Source organism: Acinetobacter legionensis (assembly GCF_048552295.1).
Classification (GTDB): Bacteria; Pseudomonadota; Gammaproteobacteria; order Pseudomonadales; family Moraxellaceae; genus Acinetobacter.
On the sequence record NZ_JBIMCW010000009.1, the window covers coordinates 37,836 to 62,718 of the forward strand.

33 protein-coding genes and 1 pseudogene are annotated in these 24,883 nt (G+C 34.3%); 15 read left to right on the plus strand and 19 right to left on the minus strand.

Annotated elements, in window-relative coordinates; all coding sequences use genetic code 11:
- Positions 1 to 256 precede the first annotated feature (256 nt).
- Together ACG916_RS08910 and ACG916_RS08915 are read left to right on the plus strand one after the other, a co-directional pair.
- On the plus strand, positions 257 to 493 hold the full coding sequence (locus ACG916_RS08910) for a putative hemolysin (RefSeq protein ID WP_419368182.1): 237 nt from the start codon (positions 257 to 259) through the stop codon (positions 491 to 493).
- Between the two features lie 201 nt (positions 494 to 694).
- Positions 695 to 1,228: a ClbS/DfsB family four-helix bundle protein gene (locus ACG916_RS08915; protein WP_419327800.1), complete on the plus strand. Its 534-nt coding sequence runs from the start codon at positions 695 to 697 to the stop codon at positions 1,226 to 1,228.
- On the opposite strand, the gene ACG916_RS08920 is transcribed toward ACG916_RS08915, so the two are convergent.
- Complete coding sequence (locus ACG916_RS08920; protein WP_419327799.1) at positions 1,225 to 1,539, minus strand: hypothetical protein; 315 nt, start codon at positions 1,537 to 1,539, stop codon at positions 1,225 to 1,227. The two genes, ACG916_RS08915 and ACG916_RS08920, sit on opposite strands and share 4 nt — an antisense overlap.
- Positions 1,540 to 1,790: 251 nt before the next feature.
- Here ACG916_RS08920 and ACG916_RS08925 point away from each other — a divergent pair, with 251 nt between their 5' ends.
- Both ACG916_RS08925 and ACG916_RS08930 read left to right on the plus strand, forming a co-directional pair.
- On the plus strand, positions 1,791 to 2,000 hold the full coding sequence (locus ACG916_RS08925; protein ID WP_336954212.1) for an acyl-CoA thioesterase: 210 nt from the start codon (positions 1,791 to 1,793) through the stop codon (positions 1,998 to 2,000).
- 76 nt (positions 2,001 to 2,076) lie between these two features.
- Positions 2,077 to 2,631, plus strand: coding sequence for a lipocalin family protein (locus tag ACG916_RS08930; RefSeq protein WP_336954213.1), 555 nt, complete (start codon positions 2,077 to 2,079; stop codon positions 2,629 to 2,631).
- Between the two features lie 72 nt (positions 2,632 to 2,703).
- Here ACG916_RS08930 and ACG916_RS08935 read toward each other — a convergent pair whose 3' ends face one another.
- Entirely contained in the window at positions 2,704 to 3,927 is a 1,224-nt protein-coding gene (locus ACG916_RS08935) for an MFS transporter (RefSeq protein WP_419327798.1), read from the minus strand.
- Positions 3,928 to 3,993: 66 nt separating this feature from the next.
- Here ACG916_RS08935 and ACG916_RS08940 point away from each other — a divergent pair, with 66 nt between their 5' ends.
- From ACG916_RS08940 to ACG916_RS08955, 4 genes are all read left to right on the plus strand, one after another.
- A complete protein-coding gene (locus ACG916_RS08940) occupies positions 3,994 to 4,386 on the plus strand; it encodes a helix-turn-helix domain-containing protein (protein ID WP_419327797.1) in 393 nt (130 codons plus the stop codon).
- 209 nt (positions 4,387 to 4,595) lie between these two features.
- Positions 4,596 to 5,594: an AraC family transcriptional regulator gene (locus tag ACG916_RS08945; protein WP_336954216.1), complete on the plus strand. Its 999-nt coding sequence runs from the start codon at positions 4,596 to 4,598 to the stop codon at positions 5,592 to 5,594.
- 114 nt (positions 5,595 to 5,708) lie between these two features.
- The gene (locus ACG916_RS08950) at positions 5,709 to 6,332 is read left to right on the plus strand and encodes a sterol desaturase family protein (protein ID WP_419327796.1); all 624 of its coding nucleotides are present in this window, start codon (positions 5,709 to 5,711) and stop codon (positions 6,330 to 6,332) included.
- Positions 6,333 to 6,365: 33 nt separating this feature from the next.
- Positions 6,366 to 7,400 (plus strand): DUF6670 family protein, encoded by a 1,035-nt coding sequence (locus ACG916_RS08955; protein WP_419327795.1) that lies wholly within the window; start codon positions 6,366 to 6,368, stop codon positions 7,398 to 7,400.
- 84 nt (positions 7,401 to 7,484) lie between these two features.
- Here ACG916_RS08955 and ACG916_RS08960 read toward each other — a convergent pair whose 3' ends face one another.
- The gene (locus ACG916_RS08960) at positions 7,485 to 8,063 is read right to left on the minus strand and encodes a YceI family protein (protein WP_419327794.1); all 579 of its coding nucleotides are present in this window, start codon (positions 8,061 to 8,063) and stop codon (positions 7,485 to 7,487) included.
- Positions 8,064 to 8,373: 310 nt separating this feature from the next.
- On the opposite strand from ACG916_RS08960, the pseudogene ACG916_RS08965 reads away from it, so the two are divergent.
- Positions 8,374 to 8,774, plus strand: a pseudogene (locus ACG916_RS08965) (OsmC family protein).
- Between the two features lie 339 nt (positions 8,775 to 9,113).
- Positions 9,114 to 9,332, plus strand: coding sequence for a hypothetical protein (locus ACG916_RS08970; protein ID WP_336954221.1), 219 nt, complete (start codon positions 9,114 to 9,116; stop codon positions 9,330 to 9,332).
- Between the two features lie 128 nt (positions 9,333 to 9,460).
- Here the strand turns inward: ACG916_RS08970 and ACG916_RS08975 are convergent, their stop codons facing one another.
- From ACG916_RS08975 to ACG916_RS08995, 5 genes are all read right to left on the minus strand, one after another.
- Positions 9,461 to 9,676, minus strand: a complete 216-nt coding sequence (locus ACG916_RS08975) for a hypothetical protein (RefSeq protein WP_336954222.1) — start codon at positions 9,674 to 9,676, stop codon at positions 9,461 to 9,463.
- A gap of 358 nt (positions 9,677 to 10,034) precedes the next feature.
- Positions 10,035 to 10,241, minus strand: a complete 207-nt coding sequence (locus ACG916_RS08980) for a hypothetical protein (protein ID WP_419330382.1) — start codon at positions 10,239 to 10,241, stop codon at positions 10,035 to 10,037.
- 70 nt (positions 10,242 to 10,311) lie between these two features.
- The gene (locus tag ACG916_RS08985; protein WP_419327792.1) at positions 10,312 to 10,539 is read right to left on the minus strand and encodes a hypothetical protein; all 228 of its coding nucleotides are present in this window, start codon (positions 10,537 to 10,539) and stop codon (positions 10,312 to 10,314) included.
- 100 nt (positions 10,540 to 10,639) lie between these two features.
- Entirely contained in the window at positions 10,640 to 10,855 is a 216-nt protein-coding gene (locus ACG916_RS08990) for a cold-shock protein (RefSeq protein WP_336954225.1), read from the minus strand.
- A 1,048-nt stretch (positions 10,856 to 11,903) separates the two neighbouring features.
- The gene (locus ACG916_RS08995; protein WP_419327821.1) at positions 11,904 to 12,233 is read right to left on the minus strand and encodes a YcgJ family protein; all 330 of its coding nucleotides are present in this window, start codon (positions 12,231 to 12,233) and stop codon (positions 11,904 to 11,906) included.
- Between the two features lie 193 nt (positions 12,234 to 12,426).
- Between ACG916_RS08995 and ACG916_RS09000 the strand changes: the two genes are divergently transcribed.
- Both ACG916_RS09000 and ACG916_RS09005 read left to right on the plus strand, forming a co-directional pair.
- Positions 12,427 to 12,822, plus strand: coding sequence for a transposase family protein (locus tag ACG916_RS09000; protein WP_419327791.1), 396 nt, complete (start codon positions 12,427 to 12,429; stop codon positions 12,820 to 12,822).
- Positions 12,770 to 13,246: a transposase family protein gene (locus ACG916_RS09005; RefSeq protein ID WP_336954228.1), complete on the plus strand. Its 477-nt coding sequence runs from the start codon at positions 12,770 to 12,772 to the stop codon at positions 13,244 to 13,246. The genes ACG916_RS09000 and ACG916_RS09005 overlap by 53 nt, the downstream gene beginning before the upstream one ends.
- Positions 13,247 to 13,525: 279 nt before the next feature.
- Here ACG916_RS09005 and ACG916_RS09010 read toward each other — a convergent pair whose 3' ends face one another.
- The 6 genes from ACG916_RS09010 to ACG916_RS09035 all read right to left on the minus strand — a co-directional run bounded on the left by ACG916_RS09010 (position 13,526) and on the right by ACG916_RS09035 (position 18,565).
- On the minus strand, positions 13,526 to 13,768 hold the full coding sequence (locus ACG916_RS09010; RefSeq protein WP_336954229.1) for a hypothetical protein: 243 nt from the start codon (positions 13,766 to 13,768) through the stop codon (positions 13,526 to 13,528).
- A 138-nt stretch (positions 13,769 to 13,906) separates the two neighbouring features.
- Complete coding sequence (locus ACG916_RS09015) at positions 13,907 to 14,350, minus strand: hypothetical protein (protein WP_336954230.1); 444 nt, start codon at positions 14,348 to 14,350, stop codon at positions 13,907 to 13,909.
- Complete coding sequence (locus ACG916_RS09020; RefSeq protein WP_336954231.1) at positions 14,302 to 14,898, minus strand: hypothetical protein; 597 nt, start codon at positions 14,896 to 14,898, stop codon at positions 14,302 to 14,304. The genes ACG916_RS09015 and ACG916_RS09020 overlap by 49 nt, the downstream gene beginning before the upstream one ends.
- Before the next feature lie 383 nt (positions 14,899 to 15,281).
- Positions 15,282 to 15,560 carry a hypothetical protein gene (locus ACG916_RS09025; RefSeq protein ID WP_336954232.1) on the minus strand — a complete coding sequence of 93 codons (279 nt, stop codon included), beginning with the start codon at positions 15,558 to 15,560 and terminating at the stop codon, positions 15,282 to 15,284.
- 718 nt (positions 15,561 to 16,278) lie between these two features.
- Positions 16,279 to 18,267: a transketolase gene (tkt, locus tag ACG916_RS09030; RefSeq protein WP_419327790.1), complete on the minus strand. Its 1,989-nt coding sequence runs from the start codon at positions 18,265 to 18,267 to the stop codon at positions 16,279 to 16,281.
- A gap of 163 nt (positions 18,268 to 18,430) precedes the next feature.
- Positions 18,431 to 18,565, minus strand: a complete 135-nt coding sequence (locus ACG916_RS09035) for a hypothetical protein (protein ID WP_419327789.1) — start codon at positions 18,563 to 18,565, stop codon at positions 18,431 to 18,433.
- Positions 18,566 to 18,835: 270 nt separating this feature from the next.
- Between ACG916_RS09035 and metK the strand changes: the two genes are divergently transcribed.
- Positions 18,836 to 20,002 (plus strand): methionine adenosyltransferase, encoded by a 1,167-nt coding sequence (metK, locus tag ACG916_RS09040; RefSeq protein ID WP_004719464.1) that lies wholly within the window; start codon positions 18,836 to 18,838, stop codon positions 20,000 to 20,002.
- Between the two features lie 258 nt (positions 20,003 to 20,260).
- On the opposite strand, the gene ACG916_RS09045 is transcribed toward metK, so the two are convergent.
- The gene (locus tag ACG916_RS09045) at positions 20,261 to 20,512 is read right to left on the minus strand and encodes a hypothetical protein (RefSeq protein WP_336954235.1); all 252 of its coding nucleotides are present in this window, start codon (positions 20,510 to 20,512) and stop codon (positions 20,261 to 20,263) included.
- A 294-nt stretch (positions 20,513 to 20,806) separates the two neighbouring features.
- Here ACG916_RS09045 and ACG916_RS09050 point away from each other — a divergent pair, with 294 nt between their 5' ends.
- Positions 20,807 to 20,995: a hypothetical protein gene (locus ACG916_RS09050; protein ID WP_336954290.1), complete on the plus strand. Its 189-nt coding sequence runs from the start codon at positions 20,807 to 20,809 to the stop codon at positions 20,993 to 20,995.
- On the opposite strand, the gene ACG916_RS09055 is transcribed toward ACG916_RS09050, so the two are convergent.
- Both ACG916_RS09055 and ACG916_RS09060 read right to left on the minus strand, forming a co-directional pair.
- Positions 20,992 to 21,621: a LysE family transporter gene (locus ACG916_RS09055; protein ID WP_166782296.1), complete on the minus strand. Its 630-nt coding sequence runs from the start codon at positions 21,619 to 21,621 to the stop codon at positions 20,992 to 20,994. The genes ACG916_RS09050 and ACG916_RS09055 overlap by 4 nt on opposite strands.
- A 475-nt stretch (positions 21,622 to 22,096) precedes the next feature.
- Entirely contained in the window at positions 22,097 to 22,663 is a 567-nt protein-coding gene (locus ACG916_RS09060; RefSeq protein ID WP_336954236.1) for an FxsA family protein, read from the minus strand.
- A gap of 311 nt (positions 22,664 to 22,974) precedes the next feature.
- Here ACG916_RS09060 and ruvC point away from each other — a divergent pair, with 311 nt between their 5' ends.
- On the plus strand, positions 22,975 to 23,520 hold the full coding sequence (ruvC, locus tag ACG916_RS09065) for a crossover junction endodeoxyribonuclease RuvC (RefSeq protein ID WP_336954237.1): 546 nt from the start codon (positions 22,975 to 22,977) through the stop codon (positions 23,518 to 23,520).
- Between the two features lie 110 nt (positions 23,521 to 23,630).
- Here the strand turns inward: ruvC and ACG916_RS09070 are convergent, their stop codons facing one another.
- Together ACG916_RS09070 and ACG916_RS09075 are read right to left on the minus strand one after the other, a co-directional pair.
- A complete protein-coding gene (locus ACG916_RS09070) occupies positions 23,631 to 23,972 on the minus strand; it encodes a hypothetical protein (protein ID WP_419327788.1) in 342 nt (113 codons plus the stop codon).
- Positions 23,965 to 24,849, minus strand: a complete 885-nt coding sequence (locus ACG916_RS09075) for a hypothetical protein (RefSeq protein ID WP_419327787.1) — start codon at positions 24,847 to 24,849, stop codon at positions 23,965 to 23,967. Before ACG916_RS09075 ends, ACG916_RS09070 begins: the two co-directional genes overlap by 8 nt.
- Positions 24,850 to 24,883 lie beyond the last annotated feature (34 nt).

Sequence of the window (24,883 nt, forward strand, 5' to 3'; positions counted from 1 at the left end):
ATATCAATACTGCGTTGCCCATATTTAACTTACTATTATATTTAACTGACTATACCATTTACATTTAAAAGATTTTCTTTATTTATACATAATATTATTTAATTAAACTTTATACTAAGTCGTACTCATCATTATTTTGAGCTACAGGATTATACAGAGTAGATACATTAAAACTTGCTAATTTAATTATACTTCATACTTTAAAACAAAGACTTTATTTGCAATGAATAAAATATATATTGGCACATCTGTGCTCATGACAACACTTCTTTCTGCCTGTTCTACCCCTGAAGTAAATACTCAAAATGCTAAACCGCTTGGCATGGCTAATCCCGCAAGTGTGTATTGTCAAAAAATGGGAGGCGAGTCTCAGATTAAAAAAGATGCATTAGGAAATGAAGCAGGATATTGTAAGCTTCCAAATGGAACAGTGGTTGATGAGTGGAAGTTATTTAGAAGTGCGCAAGGCGATGAACAAGCTACTGCTAAATAATTTTGAATAACTGCGGTTGAACGTAAACAATACATAAGCCTTCTGGAATAACTGATTTTCTATTGATATAAATTTCAGACTCATTACTGTATATTCACTACGGTAATGAGTTGCTCCATCATTGTCATAGTTAAAATAAATTAGATCTAAACATGCATTAAATATAAACAGTATTGTATTTATTTGGGGAATATTGAATAGATGAAAACCTACCAATCTAAACAGGAACTGATTGTTGCAATCAATAATTCATTAAAGCAATATTTAACAGAATTTGAAGAAATATCTGAAGACTTAAAAGATCATAAAGTTGCAGGTGTAGATAAAACCCCTGCCCAAAATTTAGCCTATCAATTAGGATGGGTAAATTTATTATTAGAATGGGAAAGCAAAGAACTTGCAGGTTTCTCCGTTTCAATGCCAAAAGAAGGCTATAAATGGAATAACTTAGCAAGTCTATATCAAAATTTTTATCAAACCTATGCCCAGTATTCATTAAAAGAAAATACTCAGTTATTGTCTAAACGGGTCAAAGAAGTCACAGGCTGGATTGAAAATCTAACAGATGAAGAACTATTTGAAATAAATCAACGTAAATGGGCAATCACACCTGCCAACTGGCCACTGTATAAATGGATTCATATCAACACTGTCGCCCCTTTCAGCAACTTTAGAGTTCAAATCAGAAAATGGAAGAAACTCAACATAAAGACTGAACAAACTAAAAAGCCTTAACACGTTATTTTTTTCAGTTCTAAGTATTGAGTAAGTGTGTTATTCAGTTCATCCAAATAATATTGTTTGGGTTTTTCTTGCCCCAAGGACTTGTCATATTTTCTTAAAGCAGGCAGGTATTGTTTTTTATAGACACGCTCATATTCACCACATAATAATGCTCTATTTACCTCATTACTGGTATTTTCGTTATTCAGTTGCTCAAACATAACTTCAATTTGTTTTTCTTGTTTCATCAATAACAAACTATGAGGATTTGGTGTAATACAGCCTGTAAGCATAAGCAATAATATCATTGTTATATTTTTCATAAACTTACTTCATCGTTCTTAGTTTAAGCCGATCATAAACTATTTATATCTTATATCACCCTCTCAATTTATCGATAACAATTAAAATTTGAGTTTTTCTAAAGTACATATTAAAATCTTGATTAAGTAACAAAATCAAAATTTGATATAAATATATCAAATTTATATCGCTAAAAGTGCAGAGCGTTAAAATTCAATCACTCGCAATTTTATTGATTGTCAGCCATTTAAGGTGTAAAGAATTTAATCCCATGTCCTATAGAAATAAGCCAAACACAAAACAATTGTTATCCTCTGCTTGGTCAACAGATCAAGATTGCTTTCTCATTGAAAACAACCATTTAACTGTTGATCAATTGGCTGAAATACTGCCTTACCAGCATGATGAAATTATCGCAAGAAAAAGACAACTTGGACTGCTTAGAAGAGATTTTTACATGAAAAAACTACATGACTTGTAAGCAAAATTACAATATCCCCGCATCAGGCGCGACATAATGAATATATATATTAAATACTTAAATATAGGGCTATGTCATGAACAACAAGTTTAAAATATTAACGCTCGTCGGTGGAATAGCATTACTTAGTGTTGCGGCATTTGCTTATGCAGGAAATGAAAAGATTCAAACCGTTAAAAATGTAGATTTAAAGAGGTATCTGGGTACTTGGCATGAAATTGCACGCAAGCCAATGTATTTTCAAAATAAATGCGATTATAACGTTACTGCTGATTATTCCTTAAATGAAAATGGCTCAATCAAAGTAGATAATCGTTGTTACGATAAAAATGGCAAGCTTCAACAATCAATTGGCGAAGCATATGTACAAAACGCGCCTACGAACTCCAAATTAAAAGTAAGTTTTTTACCAAAAATACTTCGTTGGTTACCTGTGGGGCGTGGTGATTATTGGATTTTAAAGCTGGATGAAAATTATCAAGTTGCATTGATCGGTACACCCAACAAAAAATATTTATGGTTACTCAGTCGATCTCCACAGCTTGATCCAGCCACAACTGAAGAATATTTAAATTATGCTAAAAGCTTAGGTTATAATTTAAGTGATTTAATTGAAACCAAACAAAAATAAACGCATACAAGCCCTTAAAAGGGCTTGTTAGATCTAGCTCATTTTATACGATTACGCTACAAATCCTTCTTATCAATATTGTCTACGAAATGAGACAAAACTGATGAGCACCCCCACAATCATCAATGCTCCAGCACACAAAAAGGTAAATTGCATCCCATCAATGATTGCTAAAGCCGTTGCCTGAGTGAGTTGATTTGTGCCGACACCAAATGAAAAAATAGCTCCCATCACTGAAACCCCGATAATTAAGCCCATATTACGAGATAAGCTAAGAAGTCCTGATACCATCCCTTGTCGAGCTTTGGGAACATCTGCCAAGGTCATGGTATTGTTGGCTGCCTGAAACAGTTGATAACCCGAAGTCAAAATAATGATCGGCATAATATAGCCACTTATACCCATCAATTTCGGTAAGATAGCGAGCATCGAGCTACCGATAATCAGAAAAATCAACCCTGTAGTGACGATATAGCGACTGCCCCAACGATCGACAAGTCGACCCGATGGAATCCCACTTAAGATAGCAACCACTGGCCCAATCCCCATAATCAAACCCACTTGTATTTGATTCAAGTTTAGACCAAGACTGAGATAAAAAGGTCCAATGACAAGTGTGGTCATCATAACGGCGGCAACCAGCAAATTAACCATGAGGTTTTGTGTTATGTTCGTGTCTGGTTGCAAAGAAGTTAGTGCAGGAATTTCTTTTTTAATGTAATCATTAGGCAGCAGTACCCAAGTCAGAATAATCGCGATACCCGCAAGTATAAACTGTAATCCAAAAATGCCTTGCCAACCGCTCACAACAAGCAGAAACCCACCCAACACTGGTCCAAGTGCTGTACCTAAAGCTGATATCGTTCCAAGCATTCCCATTGCTCTTCCCAACTGTGATTTACTGACGGTATGACGTGTCAGTGCCATTGCAAGTGTCATTAAGAATGCCGCACCTATTCCTTGAAATGATCGTGAAGCAACCAATATCAATAAGTTAGGTGCAACACTACATAGCAGTGAAGCCAAACTGAATATAATCAGTCCAACGATCAGCATAGACTTACATCCATATCGATCACCTAAGCGTCCAGCAATGACAACAGAGAGCGTCAGCGAGACAAGATATCCAATTACAATAGCCTGTATTTGATTAAATGGCAGTAGAAATACCTCAGCAAGTGTGGGTAAGGCGATATTGACAATGCTTGTCCCCAGCGATGCCAATAGCATGGATAACGCCAAAGTGATGGTGATTCCAGTTTGGGTCTTGTTTATCGATTCTGTCTGCTCTGTCATGTTGCGCTCTTGTCAGCAGTGGTGTTTAATCACATACTACTAATTCAAGTTGACTTGAGGTCAAGTATGAAATTTCTTGATATTGGTGTAGTTTCAGCAAAAAGTGGAATTAAATCTTCAGCACTACGCTATTATGAAGAAATCGGTTTGATTTTCTCAATTTCTCGTCATGGATTACGTAGACAATTTTCTTCTGAAGTTCTGTTACGACTCACTTTGATTTCAATGGGAAAATCGGCGGGCTTTTCGCTTAAAGAGATCGCAGCAATGTTCGATAGTCGTGGCGCACTTGATCTTTCTCCAAGTGTTATTCATCAAAAAGCCGATGAGATTGATCTTCAAATTCATAAATTGATCGCACTCCGTGACATACTTCGCCACGTAGGTGACTGCCCTGCACCATCGCATTTGCAATGCCCTAGCTTTAAGCGACTAGTTGAGAAGGCAGCTCAGAAATAAAAGACATTTTAAAAAGATTGTTAGGCGTATTTGTTGAATAGCTAAATTAGATTGTAGAACAATAATTAAAATTAGCACGCAATGACATTGAACAGTCAAATGGCTTTCTCTAAGATGATAAAACAAGCTTAAATTTTCATGACTTTTATACATTTGTAGCCTGATCTATGAGTATTAATTGTATATGTTGAAATCGGTATTTTTGATTTATGGATCAAAACAAATCTAGTGATTCTGGTGTTTTCCTCTGGTTAACATATCACACCCTAAATAAAATGAATTTGGATGCAAATCGGATATTTTCACAAATAAGATTATCAGAACAACCACCTGACAAAACCATTCGGCGAGATAATTCGACCCAACAACGCTTTTGGGAAATAGCTGAAGAAATCAGTGCTGATCAAAATATCGGACTTCATGTAGGTGAACATTTCCCCATTTTTAGAGGCGAAATATTAGAATACATTTTTATGAGTAGTCCTACATTTGGGGACGGCTTACAAAGAGCTTTGCGTTATCAAAAAATTTTTACTGATGCTTTTGTGGCTCATTTACACATTGAAAATCAAAATGCAATGATCACGAATCTTCAGCACCCAGTTCGTCATTATCTAGAATGCGCCATAAGCGTTATGCTTAATTTTTTGAACTATATAACTAACAATCATTTTAATCCCAAAGAAATATGGTTGCCATACCAACAAGGTGCGAGCTTAGATGAATATCAACGTATCTGGAAATGCCCTACTCGTTTAGGTATGCAGCACGGCTGTATAGTTTTTGATGCTGAAATATTGAGCTTAGCTTCAGCATCAGCTGAACCAATGCTATTAAAAATACATGAGCATGTTGCTAAACAGCAGGTGAAAGTTGTCGATAAATATTATTTAATTAATGATATAGAAAACTTACTCAGCTCCGGTTTATTAGAATCAGGTCAATTAGATTTAAAATTAATTGCCCAACATTTAGGGCTGCAGCCACGAAAACTTCGTGCAGATCTTAAAGAAGTGAATACGACTTTTGAAAAAGTTTTGGCAACTTACCGTGAAAAAATGGCCAAAAAACTATTGATGAATCCCAATATAAGCATAGATCAAGTTGTATATTTACTTGGTTTTTCTGAGCCTTCCGCCTTTTCACGTGCCTTTAAACGCTGGACAAATGAAACGCCATCCCATTATCGCCAGCGTAAGCAAAAATAATTTTTTAGCTATAACTTGATTCTAATGACATTTAACGAGTTAGCTTTTCAGTCAAAAAAAATGAGCTGTTCTTTTCTACACTGATGTTTATTTCTTAATTGAAAAGGATTAGAGATGTTAGGTTTTCCAATTGGCCTTTTAGTTGCGAATGGATTTGAATGGTATGCACATAAGGTATGGTTGCATGAATTTCCAAGTAAACACCGTAATAGCCCTTTCTTCACACATATAGCACATCATAAACGTGCCAGAACAGATGTGTTTCATGATGAAGGATATCGTGAATCTATGTTTAAAAATGCAGAAATTTATAATGAAAAAACCGCATTGTTAGGTATAGCCGCGGTTTCAACTGTATTTTTACCCATTGCACCATTTTTTACTGCCGGCTTATACTATGGGATTTGGAATTATTGGCGAGTACATGCAAAATCTCACCTAGACCCTGAATATGCGCGTAAACGGATCCCTTGGCACTATGATCATCATATGGCTAGTAATCAAAATGCCAATTGGTGTGTTACACGTCCGTGGTTTGATTATATAATGGGAACACGTGTTTTTACTGAGCTTTCGATTAAAGAAAGCAATCCTCTAGGAATAAATCTACCTAAAAATTTTGAAATAATCCTAAACAAGACATCACAGAAAATATTTGCAAAATCATATCTTAAAATTACTTCTAAGAGTGCATTGGATATAAAAAGTGCTCGTCAAGGCATCTCATTAGAACTGTAAATTTTAACAAATAAAGTATTAAGGATCATTTAGATGAAACGATTATTACCCAAACACATTGCTGCGCCAAAGTTTTTACATAATTTTATCGATTGTTCAGAGACAATCAACGGAAAACCTTTTGAGGTGAATACGCCAACGCATACACCACGAGGAAAATATTCTTGCGTTCATTATGGGGTTATGATTCCGAATCTTAATGCACCATTTAATTTTTTGAATCTTTTAATCGTGGTTGGTCAACCACGTGTAAAAATTTTTAGAAATCAACATTTGATCCAAACCACTGCGCTTGATACAGCAAATGTATTAATAGGCACAGCAGTGGGTACAGACAAACACTTTAATGGCTATAGTGTAGAAAATGACTGTAAATTGGAAAGTAATGGTTCATCCTTAAAATTTGGGAATGACTTGTTATTAAAAGGCACATATCCAAATTTTCATGCGCATCGTGAAGGTCATGATTTCAATTTTGATTTAAAGATTCGTGCGACTGATAAAATTGCACATTTTGCACAAATGTCATTAGGTTTATATGATCACTGGGCATTATTATGTACATATGAAGGATTTCTTGAATATCAAGGTAAGAAAACCTCAGTTCAAGGACTTTGTACTTATGAATATGCTCGTGCAGTAGATGTAAATTTATATATCAATTATTTTACTTATCATATTTTAAATATCGATGAGAAAACTCAAGTCCTACTTGTCGAAGTTCTTGGCCCATTAAATCTTGTATTGCAACGTCGAGTATATATTCGTTCTACAGATGATCATGGCAGTATTCATTCAAATGGATTTAATTTTAATGTCCATGCATTTCAAGCTCAACGTGTTATAACACCGAATGGTTTATCAATGCGTTTACCTCGTACTTTCTCATGGTGCGTGAATGATAATAATGGAAATTCGTTAATACGTATTGATGGTCTAACAAATGCAGATTTTCAATATGGCATGGCTGGAGGCTATGCAGGAAGCTATCAATACAAAGGTACATTCAAAGGGAGTCCAGTTGAAGGTACTGGTTATATTGAATATTTAGATATCCGTACTGATTAGATTGATGCAACTTTTATCTAGGCGATAAAAAAGGCCTATAAAGCAAGTTATATCCACCTTATAAGCCTTTGATCTATTTAAATATTACTTTGCTACAGACGCTTCTGTTGTAATATTTACAGTAATTTTATCACCTACATTTGGCACGTATGCTCCAACACCAAATGCTGAACGGTCAAATGATGTCGTTGCATTGAAACCAATTGACTGCGCTTTAGTCATTGGATGTTCACCTTGTTTGTTTAAAACAGCATCTAAAATAACTGGTTTAGTCACATCTTTCACAGTTAAATTACCTGTGATTTTGTATTTATTTTTACCTAAAGCTTGAACTTTAGTACTTTTAAAAGTGATATTTGGATACTTTTCAGCATCAAAGAAATCTGCCTTTTTTAAATGTTGGTCTAATGCTGCTACATTGGTATTTAAACTAGCTAATGGAATAGTTACATTGACAGATGAGTCTGCTGGTTTTGCATTATCAACAGAGATCGTACCTTGAATGTCACTGAAGTTTGCTGAAGGTGTTGAAAAACCGAAATGATTCCAAGTAAATACTGTTGCAGTATGTGTTGGATCAATTTTGTAATCTACAGGCTTTGCCATACTGAAAGTTGTAACTGATGCTACGGCCAAACCCAATGTTAATGCTTTAAAGTTCATCTTTATATTCTCGCTATCGAATGGATATTAGTGTATACACTTCCCGTATAAATTCACTGTTATTGATAATACGATATGTTGCATATATGCAACGATTCTATAATGACCATTTTAAAAACTTAATCCAACCCTAAAAAAACAAAACAAGACTTTGTTTTATAATTATTTATTTTTTAAAAAGTAATTAAGAAAAACATTGACCATAGGTCACATTCAAATCTAAAATTTATAAAGCAATAAATTAAACTGAAAACTTTTCCGAAAATTTTATATTGATGATACTGGTCTATTTTTATCTGATGAACATTTTATGGCAAATCTTGCTCAAGTAGAAAGTACACAGACACCTTATCGTGTGACACTCACCCACCCCCAAGGACATACATGGTATGCCGATAAACCTAGCGATAAGGGTGTTCAAGATACAGCACAGAATCCGATTTAATTTCTATTATCTACATAATCTGCTTGTACTGTGAGCAACTTAGAAATGTATTCAAATCATAAAGGGCTAAAATTGAACATGTACAATTAGATTGAGCTTTAAACCCTGAACTAGTTGAGAATAATATTTCAAGGAAAATTTTTCTTAAAGGTGATTTCACCGAGTAGCAACATAAACGCCTGCTTAAAGTTACAGAAAGTTGTCCTGTTCATAAATTATTGACTTCAAATATTCAAATTCAAACAGAGTTGGGAATTGAATGCTAAATGCTAAGCATAGGACAAGCACATATTCATAATAGTAGCGTAAAAATATGATACAAAACGTCCTGTCAAAAATGTTGGTAATTACATCAATCCGTATGGCCTACACTTTGTTTTTCTAATCCCAATTATTTTGCAATTCTTTCCGTGGAAGCTAAAAGTAATCTAGCTGTTATCCATAATGACTTTTGTGTGATTACACACCATGATCAAGTTAACCATTTTATACCTTGTATTTAAAAAAAGTTATTAATCGTTGTTGTGAGCTCGAATTTGGCTTATGGGTATTTGTAGGTGAAAAAAGTTTTCAAGATTATTAAGATCATTTTAATAAAGAAAATCATGAAATCACTTTTTTGGTCGCTGTGTAATTTTCTTTCTGAATATAAATTTGGTGATTCTTCGACACTGATGTCTGTTCATACCCAAACTGGTAATTTAAGAACTATTTTGATTCCATATCTCGCTAAGGAACATCCATTTGTAGATGATTTTTATCATGATATTTCATTGGGCGATGCTGAAAAACGTATTAAAAATATGATGGATCGTTTATCTTAAATTTTCTAGGTTAATATCATTTGAATTATCAAAGTTTTATTTATAACTAATTTACTTGAGTCAGTTTTTGTACGATTGTTCTGCAAAATATTTCTAAAATATCAAAGCCCCTTACGGGGCTTTTAAACTTATAACTTCTCAACCAAGACACGATCAACCTGTTTTAAACCAGAGTGCTTTTCATGGTTTTTACGGCGGATCTTAATCAACTTATCTTCTTGAAAATCTTGTAGCAGTAACTCAACAGCAACCATAGATTCAAGCGGCAAATCCTGCCCAATCCACTTTTGCTCACCTGCATCCATCAAGGTAATTTCATCACTAATTTGTTCATAAAGGCTCATATTTTCCTCACTTATGGGATATGTATCACCATGTTTCATGAATACCCAATGAATGGCACAACTATATACCTATTGCAAAAAACTGCTACTAAAATTTAGTTAATTTACAAACCAAGTTCACAAAATAAAACCGCCCCAATTGGGGCAAATAATTTGCTTATAAATCAATTAAATAATTTAGAATGTTGCAATTTTGTTGCACTTTCACGGAAATAACAAATTTCAAATAAATTTGAATACGTTATAAATACACTAATATTTTTAAAATGCAAGTTGAAATAAGCGATGTAAATACCTGCTTCCACTTTAATTAAGGTATTTGCTCTTCATCCCCTTTAAAACACTAAATTCATTATAACTAAGAGATTTTATCAATTTTAAAAATTTTACAAGTGAGCTTACTTTGAAAAAACATTTCAAAACTCGGTCGTATGTCTTCGCCTTCAACTGTAATGTATTTTAAATTTGAAAAACATTGGGTATTAGCGAAATAATTATCCACGGTTGCCTGAATGAGATATTTAATTCCAAACTGGTCTTTAACACTGATACTATGTTTAAGCATTACGATATCCTAATAAAATTTTGGCAGAAATGAAGAATCCACCTAAGTTTTCAGTAACTAATTGAGTTTTTTAAATAACTCTATCATTTAATTTAAATAGTTGATTTAAAGAGGCATAGAAGGTCCGTCCATCTAAATTCAAATCAACTTCAATTCCAGAGGAAAGAAGAACTCTTTTTCCAACCTCTACTGTTTCAAAGCCTTCACGTGTGTTTTGTATTTTATTTAGAGGAATCAAAGACACAAGAATTTCTGTACCATTTTTAGATTTTGCAATTAAATCATTTATTTTTAACAATTTACATCCTAAATTTAAACTTATTAACAATCTTAAAATTAATTTTAAGAGAAAATAAAAAGCACTAATTAGTGCTTTTCTTTTTACTATTTACAATTACTTATACAGCAACAATATTTATAGCATTTGGGCCTTTTTGACCTTGTGCAATACTGAATTCAACGGGTTGACCTTCAGCAAGAGTTTTGAAGCCAGAGCTAGCGATTTCGCTAAAGTGAGCAAAAACATCTGGACCTGATTCTGGCTGAATAAAACCAAAACCCTTGGCTTCATTAAACCACTTAACAGTACCTTTCATAACATTTGAATTAGACATAATAAATCCTATTTTTTAAAAATTTAGCCATTTTATTGACTATTCTGTAACATCGAAATAATAAAGAATGGAGCTTAAAATCTGAAAAAAACGAAGGATTATGACTAATACTGCGGTACTTAGAGAAAATTTACCAAACATGACTTTTTCTAGTTAAGTTTATTGTACACCCAAAACAAAAATAATCAAGTTTTCTTATATATATATTAATTTTATTTATAAAAGTTCTTCATAAATGCTTATAGTTATTAAAATTTAATGTTAAAATTTCATTTATTAACTTACACTTACGATTATTTTTGCTTTATTATTTCTACAAATAAATAATTCTTTTCATTTCATGACATATCTAATATACAAGTCTCTAGAGATAAATGTTACAATATAACAATTAAAGAATGAGTTTTTCATGACAAATCAATATCTTAATAGCAAATTCTATGTTTTAATTTTGGTCTTATTTATATCAATTATGACGACTAATGTAATTCATAATGATTTTTCTGATACTTTATTAACTGTAATCAACAGTTTTATAATTATAAAAATCTTACATGTATTATTTATTCAACTCTTAAATACAATCTTTGAAATATGCAATCCATAGTCCTTTAAAGTTATAAAATTTCTACAATTGTCTTTTGTAATTTCATCTATATTGATAAATTAATAGTTGCCCTTATCATATCTAATTTGATGTAGATAATCATTCTTATTTTGTTTCATATCAGATAACAAAAATTTATTGAATAATTGATTTCATAATCATGGGAATATACAAATTTCAATGATTATTTCTTTTAAAATTTTATGTTCACTCAAAATAATTTCTATATATTGGGTTCTTTTCAATCAGAAAATTTCATCTGTTCCAATTTGTGCCCATTAACTTCAAATTAAATTTGCTTTGCCTTTTGTAACGGCCTTGTTCTTGGTTTATTTTATGGTTTTCTTTTTTGCTAAGAATATTATATTGGTTAATTTCCACATTTCGATCATAAAAGAGCTCACCTTTAGACGAGCTCTTTAAGTTATTTATGACAAAGAACTATTTATAATTAAAAAGCTTATCAGTCATGCTTTTATCAACTTTACTTCTATGTCCGTTCTCAAAATATCGATCTACATGACATCTTTTTGTATTTGTATCACAAAATACCCCATTAGAAAGTGTAAATGCTGATGTGTCAAAATTGCTTTGTGAAAAAGCTTTACTCGCTTTCTTAGTCCCTAAATATTTGGCCGTAAGGGATTTTGATACACCTTTCTTATCAGCACAAATATATTTATCACAAATCACACCTTTTTTAGGTGAAAAAACACTAATGCTTGTTTTTGCTATCACTGAAGAGCTGATGATTAAACATGTGCAACCAATGAGATTAAGAAATCCCTTATAAATTTTCACTTTTGATCCTAAAAAAATAAAGCAAAATTATAAGTTCAATCTGATTAAGGATAAACAATTATTACTTTTAAACTAATATATAAATAAAAAATTACATTATTGAGTATTGATGAACTTGTCAAAAAATAGATTAAAATTTAAGATTTTCAAGCATAATCTGTATATGAAATATCTCAACTTAACAAAGCTTTCTGATTCCCAGTTTAAGCGTTATACAGGCATATCTCGTTCAACATTTTCTCTAATGGTTGAACAAATGCAGATGCAAATTCCATCTAAAGGCAGACCACCGAAACTGTGTCTTGAAGATCAAGTACTACTCTGTTTAAGCTATTGGAGAGAATACCGAACCTTATTTCATGTTGCTGCAAGTTACGGTGTATCAGAGCCAACAGCTTCCAGAATTGTTCGTCAAGTTGAAGTTAGTTTAATCCAGTCAGGTTTGTTTAATTTACCCAAAGATATCCCCGAAGGTGAAGGTATAGACTGGAATGTGGTGATTGTAGATGCTACTGAAACTCCAATTCAAAGGCCTAAAAAAACAGAAAAAAAGCTATAGTGGTAAGAAAAAGACTCATACGCTTAAAGTACAAGCGATCATTCACTGTAAAACTCAGCAAATACTAAGTTTATGCATGAGCAAAGGCGCTGTACATGACTTTGAACTGTTCAAACGCAATCTGCATTTAGTCCCAACAAATTCATTTATTCTGGAAGATAAAGGTTATCAAGGGATTTATACTATATATCCCAATAGCTTGTTACCGTGCAAGGCTAAAAAACGTTGTGAATTAGATCCTTTACTAAAAACATATAATCGAGAAATTAATAAAAGAAGAATAGGGATTGAGCATGTATTTGGAACATTAAAGACTTTCAAAATCCTTGCAGAGCGATATCGAAATAGATGGAAAAAGTTTGTCTTAAGGTTCAATTTTATTGCAGGAATTTATAATTTAGAACTGAGTAAAAGTGAGTTATGAAAGAAGTCTATTTCAGAAGTAACATCATTAACAATAGAAATAAAAATGCCAAGATTCATAGTGCAATTTCGAATTGCATAAAGAATTGTATCTACAATATCTACTACTTCATCTGAAATTTGACTTCATCAACTGAAATAGAGGTTTTGTAGAGGGCTTTAATTACATCTACATAATGTTGGCGTTCTTCACGTGTCATTCATTTTCTCCTGACATAAAAAACCGCCTTTCGGCGGTCATGGTGAATCCATCAAACTATTTGACGGATAAAATTTATTTTTAGTTAATTTTATTTAAACAAAAACTTTGAGCACTACTGCTATCTTTATAATTAAGCTGATTATTGAAACAAGTACAATATTGTCGGGACTTTGTATATTTTACACTCTCAGGAATATTTACTCCTATACATTCCTTTTCAATACCGCCAGATTGAGATAATTGTAATTCACCTTTAACTAATAAAATAAAAAAACCAATACAAATAAATATGACAAATAGAAATAAATATTTATTTTTCATGATTATCTCAATGCAATGAACTCTAGGTCGATACTACTAAATTCAGCCTGTTAATTGAATTATAATTTATAAGCTTTAGAAAATAAAAAAGCCCACTAAAAGTGAGCTTTAAATTTAAAACTATTGAAAATCATATTCTTACTGTAAAAGTAAAAATTCTTGTTCTTCTGTTGTTTGATTCATCCCAAATTGCAACATTGAATCTTGGATTGCCTTTAACATTAATGTTCTATTAGCAGGATTAGACTGATCTATTTCGTCCCAATTATGAGGATTCCGACCATTTTGTGAAGAAATTTGATCTGATTTAATTTTCAAACTTTCTAAAGTTTTCTTAATAAATAAATAACCTTTTAACTTGTCATCCTTAAACACCTTTGTGCCATCTAGGTATGTTCGGTTTATTAAATTTGGCGGAAGATTTAGTTGACCATTTGTTGTATCAGAAAGTACGGCTAATCGACTCCATAATTGATTGTATGGTACTTCATAAACCTCTGCTGTTAATTTTTTTTGTTCTTTTGGCAATGGAGTTAGGCCATCTCCATTTTGAGTACCCGATTGCAAAAGACTTTCAGCCATTTAGCCATTCCTTCAAGGTACCAGCCACCTTTAAATTGATTATAGTCATATTGATAAAGATGAAAAATTTCGTGCGTTCCTGTAACCCAATAATCTCCAGTAAAACTCTCAATATTATTTCGAATATATATGTTAAGAGCACATTTACCTTCTTTGGTTGGTTTATTAATAAATATTGAAGGATTTTCATACGCTACACCATTGCCAGTTAAAGCTGTTAAATGGATATCAATGAATTTTGCCGCACCCGCGTATCGTTCACTATTTAAAGGATGAACAAATCTAAGGCTAGTTAAAGCTTCTGTAGTCGCATTAGCTTGTATTGCTACATTTTCAACATAGTCTGGAATACCATTATTATTAAGATCAGTTTGATTTGGTATGTAATCAGCATTACTTGGATTTGATGAGTAGAAAATTCTAAACTCACCTGATTTATAAACACTATTTAAAGTAGGAAGTGTTGATGTTGACGTACCACATGTTACAGCCGCATATATATGATTAGACATAAATGCTAGCACTAAGCCACTTAATATATTTTTCATCTTTTTACCTTTTAATAATTTTGAGCTTGTCTCATCCTGAATAAATAATTAACAAGAATATATGTAAAATATTTAACCTATATAAATCAAATAATTATTCCATCTTCTAGTTTTAAAATAAAAGCAACATAGATAAATTTCAATATTCATGCGTATTAAAGTAAATAGAAATGAGTAAATAAACTTCCATATAATTTGAATATAAATTTTTTTAATAAACAACAGTTAAGTATAGTGTTTTAAATTATCTAAATAAAAGTGGTCTTAGGTTACTGATCTCACCGTTTACTCATATAATTTCCAATTTTTCTACAGTATTATAATATCTGTTTTTATTTGTATTTCTAAAAAGCAAAAAGCCCACTTAAAAGTGAGCTTAATATCTAGCGGATTACCATAACTTTGCCCACTATAACAAGAAATATGCCATATACCCTGTGCAGGGTCAAGCAGTGTGCTTTATATTGAATAAATGGATACCTCACATTTAATGCATCTAAGCCACACTTCACATCAAAACAAGCATCCCTTTCTGCGCGAGCAATAACTGGCATATCCACTGTACCTGATTTAATAACCATTTGGGGCCATGAACTGCTATAAAAATATCGATCAACTATAGCATCCAGCCATTCATCCAATGCTTCAGATTGACCTTGCATATCTAAGATCAGTCGCCGTACTGCTCTTGCTTCATTGTCTGATATCTCACAACAATGCTTGTTCTTCTTGGGGATTAAGACTTTTGAATCATCATTAATCCAATCAGCAATAACACGCTCTCTATGCTCTGATTATTTAGGTATGGACGCATCCTTGAGTGGGTTACTACCTAACCATATTTTTGTTTCTATGCACCATGCAAAGAAGCCTTGAAACATTATTAGATCACGGCGAACAATTGCCCTCCTTAACGGTTTCTAAACGCAATTCCCTCCATTTAACAAGCATTTCTTTATCTACATTTATCAAAGCCTTTGAACAGTCCATATTTTTTAAAGATGTAATTTATTCTGGTGATTTCTTGGGATGCACCTTTTTTATTTATAGATACATTTTCTCGATATTCAATCAGAGCATCTTTAAAAACTATATGTTTAAAATTTTGCACCTTTTCATTTTTCAAGGTGACCTCAAGTTCTTTGGCCCAAGCTTTTGCATCTCTTGCAGTATCAAAAGTTTTCGATTTAGGTGGATGGGGTTTTATTCTAACTGTTGCTGTTACGCTGCCATTTCGCTTTTAAAAAATTGCCAGCTTGTTACCCTAGAATTAATAATTCAGTTTTAAGGAAAAAAAGCCATTGTCTGTTATTTTAAAAGATTTAACAAAGGTAAAAAAACGCCCCTGTTGGGGCGTTTTATATTTAAACAATGTAAGAATTAAGCTGTCAATTCTTTTACAGCGCCAACAACTGCTTCTGTGGTAATACCAAAGAATTGGAACAAATCTTTGGCTGGTGCAGACTCACCGTAAGTTGACATACCAATGACTTTGCCGTCTAAACCTACAAATTTCCACCAGTAATCTACATGTCCAGCTTCAACTGCAACACGTGCACGGATATTTGATGGTAATACCGCTTCACGATATGCAACATCTTGCTTAACAAATTCTTCCGCACATGGCATAGACACCACACGCACACCCTCAAGTTGTGCATATGCTTCCATCGCCAATGAAACTTCTGAACCGGTCGCAATGATGATCGCTTTTAATTCACCTTTTTCTTCAGCCAATACATAACCACCTTTCACAACATTCTCAATCTGAGCTTGAGTACGTGTTTGGAATGGTAAGTTTTGACGAGAGAAAATTAACGCTGTAGGGCCTTCGTTACGTGTTAAAGCAGATTTCCAAGAAATAGACGCTTCAACTGTGTCGCATGGACGCCACGTATTTAAATTTGGTGTACCACGTAAAGATGCAATTTGCTCAACAGGTTGATGTGTTGGACCGTCTTCACCTAGACCAATCGAATCATGGGTATAAACATGGATCACACGTTGTTTCATCAATGCAGACATACGAACTGCATTACGAGCATATTCCATAAACATAAGGAATGTAGCTACATAAGGAATGAAACCACCATGCAATGCTACACCATTGGCAATTGCAGTCATACCAAACTCACGCACACCATAATGTACATAGTTACCCGCAGGATCAGACTCAACCCCTTTCGCGCCTTTCCAAAGTGTAAGGTTTGAACCAGCCAAGTCAGCAGAACCACCTAAGATTTCAGGTAGTAAAGGGGCAAATGCTTGAATCGCATTTTGGCTTGCTTTACGTGTTGCAATGGTTTCACCTTTTGCATTCACTTCAGCAATATAAGCATCCGCTTGTGCCAAAAATTCTGCTGGCAAGTCACCATTGACACGGCGTTTTAACTCAGCCGCTTCTGTTGGGTATTTTGCAGCATAGGTTGCAAAAACGTCATTCCAAGCAGCTTCTGAGGCTGAACCCTTTGCTTTTGCATCCCAAGCTGTATAAACATCGGCAGGAATAACAAACGGCTCTTCTTTCCAGCCCAATGCTTCACGAGTTAATGTAATTTCATCATTACCTAGTGGCGCACCGTGGCAATCTTCTTTACCTTGTTTGTTTGGCGAACCTAAACCAATAATCGTTTTGCAGATAATCAACGTTGGTTTCGAGCTTTCTGCACGCGCAGCAACTGTTGCAGCTCGAATTGCATCTGCATCATGACCGTCTGCACGAAGTACTTGCCAACCATAAGCTTTAAAGCGTTCTTCTGTATCATCAGAGAACCAGCCTTCTACTTCACCATCAATAGAAATACCGTTGTCATCATAATAAACAACGAGTTTTCCAAGACCTAATGTTCCAGCAAGTGAACATGCTTCATGGGAAATACCTTCCATTAAGCAACCATCACCCAAGAAACAGTAAGTGAAGTGATCTACAACTTGAATATCTTCTTTATTAAATTGTGCTGCTAAAGTTTTCTCAGCAAGTGCAAAACCTACAGCATTGGCAACACCTTGACCAAGTGGACCTGTTGTCGTTTCAATCCCTGGTGCATAACCTAATTCTGGGTGACCAGGAGTTTTAGAATGTAACTGGCGGAATTGTTTAATATCTTCAATAGAAAGATCATAACCCGTTAAATGAAGCAAAGCATATTGCAACATTGAACCATGACCATTTGACAATACAAAACGGTCGCGGTTTGCCCATTGTGGGTTGCTTGGATTATGGTTTAAAAATTCACGCCATACGACATCAGCGATATCTGCCATCCCCATTGGAGCACCTGGATGTCCAGAATTAGCTTTTTGCACAGCATCCATAGCCAATACACGAATTGCGTTAGCTATACGACGTTCATTCAGCGGGGTTGTCATAAATCAGAGTCCAATAAATTAAAATATAGGAAGATGAATAGAAAATTCAAAAACTGGGATGTATTGTCTTAAAAAAAGCGATCAGGGTAAAGACTTAAGTCTATATTTATCCGCTTAGGTTGCAAATTAATTAAAAAATATACTGAATAGTCTTAAATCAACGTTAAAAACGGTCTTTTTTCTTATTCACATCGAACATCTCAACATCAGCAAAACAAATTTGATTATGTTTAAGCGATGCAGTTACATTCGGACATTCTTTCACCATCCAATTCAGTCTAAATTTTGAAAATTTCATGCTGATCATTATTCAATAGAACAAGATCTCGCTAAAGCGTTTCACGCGATAAAAAATCATGATAACTTGAATTCAAACTGCCACACTTTTGGTGATTTGCCCAGAAACAATACCCAATCGCAATCTTTTATCAATTTTACTCATGAGCATATCAATTAAAAACACATGAAAATGAATTTAATTCATGCATTTTAGTCAGGTAATGCTAGTCCTCAGGCTGAAGTCGATGTAACATATTGCGTCTTTATAAATTACTGTGATAGGACTTTCATGCGCGAGTATGCTGTTTTTACTTCGGAATCTGTGAGCGAAGGCCATCCAGATAAAATGGCTGACCAAATCAGTGACGCTATCTTGGATGCAATCTTAAAAGAAGACCCATACGCTAGGGTTGCATGCGAAACATTAGTAAAAACTGGTGCAGTCGTTCTTGCAGGTGAAATTACAACGACTGCAAATGTCGATTTTGAAACTATTGTCCGCAATACCGTAAATGGAATTGGCTATCACCATACCGATTTAGGTTTTGATGGTTCAACTTGTGCTGTGATTAACATGGTGGGTAAACAATCACCTGAAATTGCACAAGGTGTAGACCGTCAGAAACCAGAAGACCAAGGTGCAGGTGACCAAGGTTTAATGTTTGGTTATGCAAGCCGTGAAACTGATGTGTTAATGCCAGCACCGATTTCATATGCACATCGCTTAATGGAAAAACAAGCTGAATTACGTCGTAACGGCGCACTACCGTGGTTACGCCCAGATGCAAAGAGCCAAGTAACATTTGCCTACGAAAATGGCAAACCTGTTCGCTTAGATGCAGTTGTTCTTTCAACTCAGCACGATCCTGAAATTTCGCAAGCCAATCTTAAAGAAGCTGTGATTGAAGAAATCGTGAAAAAAATTATCCCTGCTGAAATGTTCCATGCAGGTACTAAATTTCACATCAACCCAACAGGGTTATTTGTGATTGGTGGTCCAGTGGGAGACTGTGGTTTAACCGGTCGTAAAATCATTGTAGATACTTACGGTGGTATGGCGCGTCATGGTGGCGGTGCTTTCTCGGGTAAAGACCCATCAAAAGTTGACCGTTCTGCAGCGTATGCAGGCCGTTATGTTGCAAAAAATATTGTTGCAGCAGGTTTGGCGGATAAATGTGAAATTCAAGTGTCTTATGCAATTGGTGTTGCTGAGCCGACTTCCATTTCGATCAACACATTTAATACCGGTAAAGTATCTGATGAATTGATTATCCAATTGGTTCGTGAGCATTTTGACTTACGTCCATACGGTATCACCCGTATGCTTGACTTGATTCAACCAATGTATAAGCAAACCGCTGCTTATGGCCATTTTGGTCGAGAAGGTTCAGATACTGCATTTACTTGGGAAAAGACAGATAAAGTTGAAGCGCTTAAAGCTTCTGCAAATTTGTAATTCTAGCCTAAGATCTAAATCTAAAAAAGCTCGCAAATGCGAGCTTTTTTATTGAATTAATGTTATCGGGATGAATACCTCAAAATTTTTCCTCCTCTACACCACTGAATTTCTATATGTTAAATATCCTATCGATATTTATAACTTAAAACAGCTCTAATGGTTTGTTTATTTTAATCATTAGCATGATCTAATTTTATTGTTTTTTAAAAAATCAAACCTTTATACAATTAAACCTACCATCTACACTTACATGAATTATTGACCATCTGATTTAGAATCTGGCTGTAATACACTCAATAAAGAAACTTGTGCTGGGGTTTCTGTATTGTGATTTTGCAAATAAATATGTCCCACTTTAAACGTTACTGCTGCAATCAAACAAGCAACCAGACAAAACGTCCATAATCCATATGGGCTTTTAATATGTTGAGAGCCACATTTTGGACAAACTTTTTGTGTTGAACTGACCGCTTCATCACAACAAGCACAATGATATTGTAGAATCATATTCAGATCTCCTTTTAGGCACTATTATTGTTTTTAATTATTACACTACAATTATATCCATATATGTAATGCAAAAAATCTGTTTCTTTTTTTAGTGTACATGATTCGCATCTTTTGACAAGACAAATTTGTTTCAATATATTCTTATATAAATTCAACAACTTAAATTTATATAATAAAAATAAATGATTATAAATCAATACCATCTAATTGTGGATCATTCATTCAATATTCTGTATCACACTGATTCAGGCTATAATCTACGAAGTGAAAGAAATTGTTTTGGAGATTATTTTGGTACAGCTGATTAAAAAAGGCGGATTAAGAGAACGTGCAAATCGCAGTCGTAAATACACGCAATCTGAGAATAATATGAAAACCTTAGATCCGCATCGGTATACCACTCAAGATCCGAACCACAGTCGCAATGATCAACCGTCACAAGAACAGCTTTTAAAATCTCAACCACATCCTGACCATTAAAACATTTTCAAAACATCGACCCACAGGAAAATAGCAAATAATAAGAAAAAGCTTCCTGAAACAATATCGATATAACTTCCAGATTTTTGATAAATGCGCTTAATTTTAGGAATTGACATGATCATCATCAATAGGCTGAAAACTAAAAATGTTTGAATGGGAATAATCACTGCCAATTGCGGTTTTAAATCTGCACCTGCTGTTGAACTCAATGCCAATGAAAAAACACTACTGAAATAAATCACAATCTTAGGATTAGCTAAATTGGTATAAAGCCCTAATAGAAAATAGTTTTTAGGGGGCTGCTCGATCACGCCATCTAAATTGGTATTTTGTTTAAGTGTTGCAATGCCGCCTCTCAACATTGCATAGCCCATTTTGGCAAGGAACAGGCCTCCGATCAGCATCAAGACCTGTTGAATCCACGGCCATTGTTCCAATAAAACCGTAAAACCAAGCAAAGTTAAAGCAACCCATACCACCACACCGGCAGAGATGCCTAGAATGATTTTTAAAGTATTGGCACGTGTTGTCGATGCTGAGCTTTTAGCGACAAGTAATACATCTGGACCAGGACTCAACTGTGCAACAAAGTGTAGTGCACAAATAGTCAATAACATCGACATAATAAAATCTTAGAAATTGTGACTCAGTGATTATATCGTTTGATCAAAAATATGTTTAAGAAATTATGCTTGCTTTAGGGTTTGTTGACATTTCATAAATGGCTTGCGTTGTAGGTTAAAATTGAGCATGAGACGTATACGTCGTAAAGCATGAAGAGAATAGCGAGACTATTTTCGAGTTTCATAACGAAGGCTGAGATAATTTTAGCCATAACCCTGAGCAAGAACAAAGCACGGCTTTGTTTGCAGCGCAAAGCGCAGCGGGGACTAGCGTGTTTTTTGCCTCTACGTCGTTACCTTGCGAAACGATGTTTCTTATCATTTAGAATGACTAAATTTCGTATTTCGTGCCTAGTATCGCCTAAAAAAACTCATAGTCGCAAACGTAGACGAATTGTCCACAGACCCTATGATTTCAGGCATAAAAAAGCCGAATCATTGATTCGGCGTTCTATTCAACATCGTAGACTGTATTTTACTTTTTATTTATATCTTTCAATTCAATTTGTTTATGCTGCGGTTCAACTTCATGCGCTTCACCATCAATAATGGTTGAATCACGATGTTGCCCAGATTGCTGGTTTTGCATATCCTGCATTTGACGCATCAAATCTGCAAATGGGTTTTGACCTTGAGCACCACCCATGTCCCCCATTCCACCCATCATATTGTTCATCATGGCTTGTTGCTTTTTCGCCATATATTTCATACCAGCATTTTTAATTGCATTCTGTACAGGTGGAAGAATAACCAGTAGCGCCAAGACATCGGTGATTAAACCTGGAATCATCAACAAAATACCCGCAAATGCTGTCGCCATTTTTTTGGCAATTGCAGGATCATTCCCCATCATTCCTGTCATTTGCATTTGTTGTAATTGCGGCATAATTGTTGCGGTACTTGAGCGCAACAAGTTTAAACCAATTACAAAAGCAATGATAAACCAGAAAAATACGTACCAACCGCTAATGAACTGGGCTACACCAATCCATACAGCAATTTCAAGAATCGTACCAATTAAAATAATAGGAAAAAGTTTCATCGAAACAAGGCATCTCAAAGATAAGTTAAAAGTGAGCTTGAAAATTCACATATAAAAACAATGAATTTCGTTGCTTCTATCATTTATATGGGCAGTTAAAAAATTTTAAAGGGTAATTTTGTGTTCTAACAGCGATTTTGTATATTTGTGCAATTTATTGACTAAGGTTTTACAAATAATGAGCACCCTCGCACTGTGCTTATAGGAAATAATACTGATGTGTACTTTGATTATACAACTAAGTGAAAATTTTACTTACAATTCATTTTTAGAATCATATAATTGAAGCAAGACTTACGATAAGCAGTATTATGCCTTTAATTATTGGAATTGACCCCGGTTCACGCTTAACAGGTTATGGCATCATTGAAAAAGATGGTCAAAAACTTACTTTTGTTGATGCTGGTACAATTCGCACTGAAACAACTGAAATGCCTGAGCGACTCAAACGAATTTTTGCTGGAGTTGAACGCATTGTTCAGTTTCATGGCCCTACAGAAGCTGCTGTAGAGCAAGTATTTATGGCACAAAACCCTGATTCTGCTTTAAAACTTGGGCAAGCGCGTGGTGCTGCAATTGCCGCATTGGTCAATTTAGACTTACAAGTTGCAGAATATACAGCTCGTCAAATTAAACAATCTGTTGTGGGCTATGGTGCTGCAGACAAAGAACAAGTTCAGTTGATGGTGATGAAGTTACTCAACTTATCAATCCAACCCCAACAAGATGCTGCCGATGCACTCGCTGCAGCAATTTGCCATGCCCATGCTTCTGGCAGTATGAGCAAACTAGCTGTACTGAATGCTTTAGGCGGTATGGCTCGTGGGCGGAGTCGCAATAGTAGTCGTCGACGTTAATTTATATACTCCACCAAAACGCCTCGCTCTACCCATGTCTAAGCCCAAGCTATATCAGTCATAAAGGTGAATTCAAAGCGTTTTTATTTATTGAGATGGTACAGCCCATCTCAAGTTAAATAAAGCAAAGTATCTTTTCGAATCTCACGAATACTGGGCTGCTTCGTATAGGTTGCAATTAACATTTTTCCAGAAGTTCTTAAATTTTTCTTCTGTTCAGAATCAACACGAATCAACACCAACTCTTCAGGGATACGTGGATTACTCCCTTCTCGACATATTATGAAATTTTGATTCCGTTCAAGAATGGTATAACTTGGAAATTCTTTTTGCAACTTTGCTTTAAATGACAAAGACTTATCTTCTTTTTTTCCACTATCGAGTTGGGTATAAATAATCAATACCAAACACGCAGCAAATACAATTCCAACAACTAAATATTTATCAATCATGTAATTTCACTCGAATATACTTCTGCTGTTTTTCATTATACTGATAAACATGGGTTTCATTTATAGGCACAATTTTAGCGATATCACCAACATAGATTTGTTGCGTACCAGAATAGTGAATTTCAATATCGTACAAACCCTCATGCTCAGTGCTTAAAAAACGATAATCAGTTTGTGTATTGTAGATTTTATCACTTCCTGTCACTTCATTGTCATTCCCAATTTCTGCAACTTCCAATTTGACCATTGCAGGGTTTTCATCAAATGGGATGATATAGAGCGTGCTCGTTGAATAGCCTTGTCGACTATAGGCTTGTTCTTCAACATAGCCTTTTATTCTCGGACCAATTTTTCGAATATTTTTAACTATATTTTCAGTCGGATAAGGCAAATAATTAAAATCTGCATTCATCCAACTATTTTCATCCTGACTCTGGCTCACTAACTCAAATTGACCTAAAGCATTTTTCTTAAATAGGTAGATTTTAGTAAATGTTGCGCATACACCACAAAAGTTTAGTAGTTCATTATTTTTATCTATCGAAACTTCTGTCGTACTTATAAGATAGCGCAACTCATTTTGAGCATTTTGATAAGCACTCGCAGGGCTAAATACAATTACAGCATCATCACGATCAAAGACATGGGTATATTCGGGATTTTTAATCCCGACATACTGTATGTTACTCTGATCTAATTGAGGGATTTTGACATATTGGATCTGTTTTTGATAAAAAGACTTCATCACAGTTTTAAAGTCCAAATTTTTTAAAGCAATCTTATTCTTATTCGTCACAGCATCTACTGGTTGTGCGACAAGCTCAGTATGAATACCGCAAATCAAAATACAGCTTAATAAAATTTTGTTGATCATCATATGTAATATTGATTGATATCAGTATGTGGTTGCT